At 63.9% G+C, this 4,318-nt stretch carries 5 protein-coding genes; 2 read left to right on the top strand and 3 right to left on the bottom strand.

Annotated elements, in window-relative coordinates:
• On the bottom strand, positions 1–287 hold a 287-nt coding region (locus KBT70_RS12700; RefSeq protein ID WP_296633955.1), incomplete at its 3' end, for an FAD-dependent oxidoreductase.
• On the bottom strand, positions 284–1,921 hold the full coding sequence (locus KBT70_RS12695; protein WP_296633949.1) for an NAD(P)/FAD-dependent oxidoreductase: 1,638 nt from the start codon (positions 1,919–1,921) through the stop codon (positions 284–286). The genes KBT70_RS12700 and KBT70_RS12695, both read right to left, overlap by 4 nt.
• Before the next feature lie 138 nt (positions 1,922–2,059).
• Here KBT70_RS12695 and KBT70_RS12690 point away from each other — a divergent pair, with 138 nt between their 5' ends.
• Complete coding sequence (locus KBT70_RS12690; protein ID WP_296633944.1) at positions 2,060–2,701, top strand: TetR family transcriptional regulator C-terminal domain-containing protein; 642 nt, start codon at positions 2,060–2,062, stop codon at positions 2,699–2,701.
• Positions 2,702–2,711: 10 nt separating this feature from the next.
• On the opposite strand, the gene KBT70_RS12685 is transcribed toward KBT70_RS12690, so the two are convergent.
• On the bottom strand, positions 2,712–3,464 hold the full coding sequence (locus tag KBT70_RS12685; RefSeq protein WP_296633939.1) for a cupin domain-containing protein: 753 nt from the start codon (positions 3,462–3,464) through the stop codon (positions 2,712–2,714).
• Positions 3,465–3,731: 267 nt separating this feature from the next.
• Between KBT70_RS12685 and KBT70_RS12680 the strand changes: the two genes are divergently transcribed.
• Positions 3,732–4,318, top strand: a 587-nt coding sequence (locus tag KBT70_RS12680) for an ABC transporter substrate-binding protein (protein WP_296633934.1), incomplete at its 3' end; no start/stop codon positions are given.

Raw genomic sequence — 4,318 nt, 5'->3', positions numbered from 1 at the left:
ACATGGCGGCCATCCTCGGACAACGCCACAGTGGGGAGCGCAACACTCTCGAACGGCCAGTCGCGGGCACCCAGCCCCAGATCGCGGCGCACCGATGGGTTGAGATTATAGAGCAGATGCGCCAAACGTGGCGCGCCGCTGGCATCGGGGGCGGCCATGCCGCCCAGATGCGGCGCGCGCTCCAGCAGGCACACAGATTGCCCCACCCGCGCCAGCACCCCCGCCGCCGCCAGACCATTCAGCCCGCCGCCGATCACGACGCTGTCAAAGGTGCGCGTGGCGCTCATGCCGCATAGCCCTTGCGCGGGGCGCGGGGCCATTCGCGGCGCAGGATGGCGCGGGCGGCATTGGCCCCCGGTGCCGCCATCACCCCGCCGCCCGGATGGGCGGACGAGCCGCAGAGATAGAGGCCCCCGATGGGCGAGCCATAACCGGAATAGCCGGGCACGGGTCGGTTGAAGAAAAGCTGATCAAAGGTCAACTCACCCTGAAAGATATTGCCCTCGGTCAGCCCGACCTCGGTTTCCAATTCAAGCGGCGAGCGGACCTCCATATGCTGAATACGCTCGCGGATATCCGGGCAGGCGATGGTGATCTGATCAAGCACTGTCTCGGCCAGCGCATGACGCGCGGCGTCCGTCCAGTTCTGGCCGCTGCGCTGGCCCTCGGACGCCAGATCATAGGGCGCGTATTGCACAAAGACCGTCATCATGTGGCTGCCGGGCGGGGCCATGGTCGGGTCGATCTGGCTGGGAATCAGCATGTCGATATAGGGGCGCGCCGACCAGCGCCCGGCCTTCCAGTCGTCATAGGCACGCTCCAACTCCCAGAGGCTTTGGGACACATGCAGGTCGCCGCGCAGAAAGCTGGCATGCGCGGGCGCGGCGGGAAAGGCGGGCAGGCGGTCGAGCGCGATGTTGAGCTTGGCCGAGGAACCGCGGATCTTGAACCGCTCCACCGCGCGGGTGAACTCCTCGGGCAGGGCGGCGCGGTCGACATGGTTCAGGAACGTGCGTTTCACATCCATGTTCGACGCCACGACCGGCGCATGAAATTCGGTGCCATCCTCCAGCGCCACGCCGGTCACGCGCCCCTCCTTGATGAGGATTTGGGCCACGCCAGCGCCAACATGAATGGTGCCGCCCGCCGCCTCAAACGCCGCGCCGAGCGCATTTGAAATCGCCCCCATTCCGCCCCTGGCAAAGCCCCAGGCCCCGATGCCGCCGTCGATATCGCCCATGTAATGATGCAAGAGCACATAGGCCGTGCCCGGCGAATAGACGCCCAGCCCCGTGCCGATGATGCCCGACCCGGCCAGATGCGCCTTGATCAGATCGCTCTCAAAATGCTCGTCCAGAAGATCGCCAATGGACATGGTCCAGAACCGCAACGTTTCGGCAAGCTCCTTGCGCCCCAGCCCATGCGCCTGTTTCACCATATAGGCCATCTCGCCCAGATCGCGCGGGCGCAGCGAGGCGGGATCAGGCGCATCGCGCAAGAGGAAGGGGCGGATGAACCGGCATTGCCGCAGGATCATCTGCGCATAGCGCGGATAGGCATCGGCATCGCGGGGCGAGTGGCGCGCCATTTCGCGGTGCAGGGCGTGATGATCCGAATAATAAGCGAAGTAATCGCCCTCAGGCGTGAAACTGGCACCACCCTCGTAGGGGATCACCTGTAGGCCATACTTCGGCAGGTCGAGATCGCGGACAATCTCGCGCCGCAAGAGCGAGCAGACATAAGAGCAGTTGGAATAGGTCCAGCCCTCGTGCAGCGACCGGCTGACCGCCGCGCCGCCGATCCAGTCGTTCTTTTCCACGACCAGCACCTGACGACCGGCGCGTGCCAGATAGGCGGCGGCAGTCAGCCCGTTATGGCCCGCGCCGATGATGATGGCGTCAAATGAGGATTGGGGTCGCATGGCGTTGCTCCTGTCGTCATCCTAGCCAAAGCCGAATTCGGCGTAAAGTTTTTTTGAGCGCTCAAATAAATATTTTTGGGCTGACGTGCCGCACCGCCTGTGGCATGGATGGGGAAACCACCGGACAAAGGGTCAGACGTGGGCGAGGTGACGACCAGAAAACCGCGAAAAGAGCGCAAGGAGAATGCCGAACGCCGCCGCAGGCAGCTCTTGGATGCGGCGCGGCGGTCGATCCTGACGCATGGTCTGGCACGCACCACACTCGCCACCGTCGCGGAGGAGGCGGGGCTGTCGCAGGGCGTGGCGGTGTTTTATTTCACTTCCAAGAGCGGGCTGCTGACCGAAACGCTGCGCGATCTCTATGAAGGCTATGAGAGCCTGTGGATGCGGGCGCTTGAGGGGGCGGGCGATGCGCCGCTCGACCGCCTGATGGCCCTGCTCGCGGCGGATTTCAGCGCCGAGGCCTGTGGCCCCGATGTCCTGCCGCTCTGGTTCGCGTTTTGGGGCGAGTTGCGCTTTACCGGCCAGTATGCCGAGGTCGCGGCAGAGTTCGATGCCCGGCGGCATGCGGTGCTGTCGGATATCTGGGCCGCCCTCGTGCCCGAGGTCAGCCGCACCGAAGCGGACCAACTGGCCGAATGGATGGAATCGCTGACCGATGGCTATTGGCAACGCCTGCATCTGGCCCCCGAGAGCTATGACCGCGCCCGCGCTCTATCGGCAAGCAAGGTGTGCTTGTCGCGGTTGGTGCCGGACCTGCTGCGCGCGCCGCCCGGCTGACGCGGCGCACTCAGCCCTCGGGGCGGTTCGAAGGATCAAGGGCCGCGTAGAATTTGCGCAGGTATTTGGGCACATGCCAGATACAGGGCGTGCCCGCGGGGATAAAGAACACATCGCCGGCGGTGAAGTGATGCCGCGTGCCGTCTGCCTCGGTCAGATACACCTCGCCTTCCAGAATCCGCGCCATTTCGTGATAGGGAAACGGCTCCAACTCGGTGTTGAGCACCTGAGTATCCCAGAGACCCACATCGAAATTCCCAAGATCATTGCTGAAGAGGTTGCGGTCACGCTGTGGCGTGCTGGTGTCTTCCATCAATTCTGCATCGGTCAGCGTCATATCGGGCGAGAGCACGATCACGCCACACTCTGCCGTCAGACCCTGCGGCGCTGCGGCGCGCGGATCGTTGTAGGTCATGAAGAATTTTCTCACGGACCCGTCTTGTTGCCAACGGACGGGGATGCCGTTGCGGATGGCCGCGCATTGCCCCGCTTTGGCCGCGACACCGGCGCCAGAACCATCGAGCACGCGGAACGCGCCCTCGTGAAGGACGATGAACTCATCCCCCGGAAAGGGACCAAAGGACTCTTGCATCGGGGATGAATCCCAGACGCCGACGATCAAGCCTAGGGCGGCGTCGGCAAAGTAGACATGCAGGGCCTGCGCCTCTGGCGGGGTTTCAAACTCGGCCGGGTCAATGGGCACGGGTGTGAGCCCCTCTGGCCCATTGGCATGCAGGCGGATGATTCCGGTTCTGTTGCGCATTCCTTGTCTCCCTCGCCCTGTTTCGCCGCGGCAAACTGCGCGGTCCTTGATCACTCTCGCCCCGCGGGCCACCCCCGGCCGGGGCGCGCCGAGCAAAATGCTTGACTCGATTCCCCAATGGCTGAAATGATTGAATGACCATTCAATGACATGCCCGAGCGACGGAAAATGTCAACTGTCCTGAGCCTTGGCGCGTGAACCACAACGATTGCGTGACGGGACCCGTCTTCAAGATGGGCCCGCGCCAACAGGGGAGACTGGGACCACATGGACATTCTGGACCAACTGGGCGCTGTGCGCCAAGGCAAGCTCAGCCGTCGGAAATTCACCAAAGGGTTGCTGGCGGCTGGGGTGGCACTGACCACGGTGCCGTTGCCCGCGCGGCGTGCGCGTGCCGCCGAGGGCGATCAGGCCACCTATTTCACTTGGGGGGGCTATGACATCCCCGAACTCTTTGGTCCCTATCAGGAAAAGAACGGCGCACTGCCGAATTTCGCCATTTTCGGCGGCTCGGAAGAGGCGCTGACCAAGATGCGCGGCGGCTTTGTCGTCGATGTCTCGCACCCCTGCAATCAGTCGATGCCGCGCTGGGTGCAGACCGGGCTGTTTCAGCCGATTGACACATCACGCGTCGCCAACTGGGGCGATGTGATCCCGGAACTGGTCGATTTGCCGGGCAATGACCCCGAGGCGGGCAAGGTCTGGATGGCGCCGTTTGATTGGGGGCAGACCTCTGTCACCTATCGCACAGACCTTGTGGAGTTAGAGGGCGAGGAAAGCTGGGACATCCTGTGGGACCCGCGCTATTCTGGGCGGCTGGGGTCACTGGCCTCGGGCGGGGATGCGTGGTGGTG

It is taken from the genome of Roseovarius sp. (assembly GCF_018066915.1).
In the GTDB taxonomy this organism is placed as follows: domain Bacteria; phylum Pseudomonadota; class Alphaproteobacteria; order Rhodobacterales; family Rhodobacteraceae; genus Roseovarius.
This window is presented reverse-complemented; position numbering and strand designations above follow the sequence as displayed.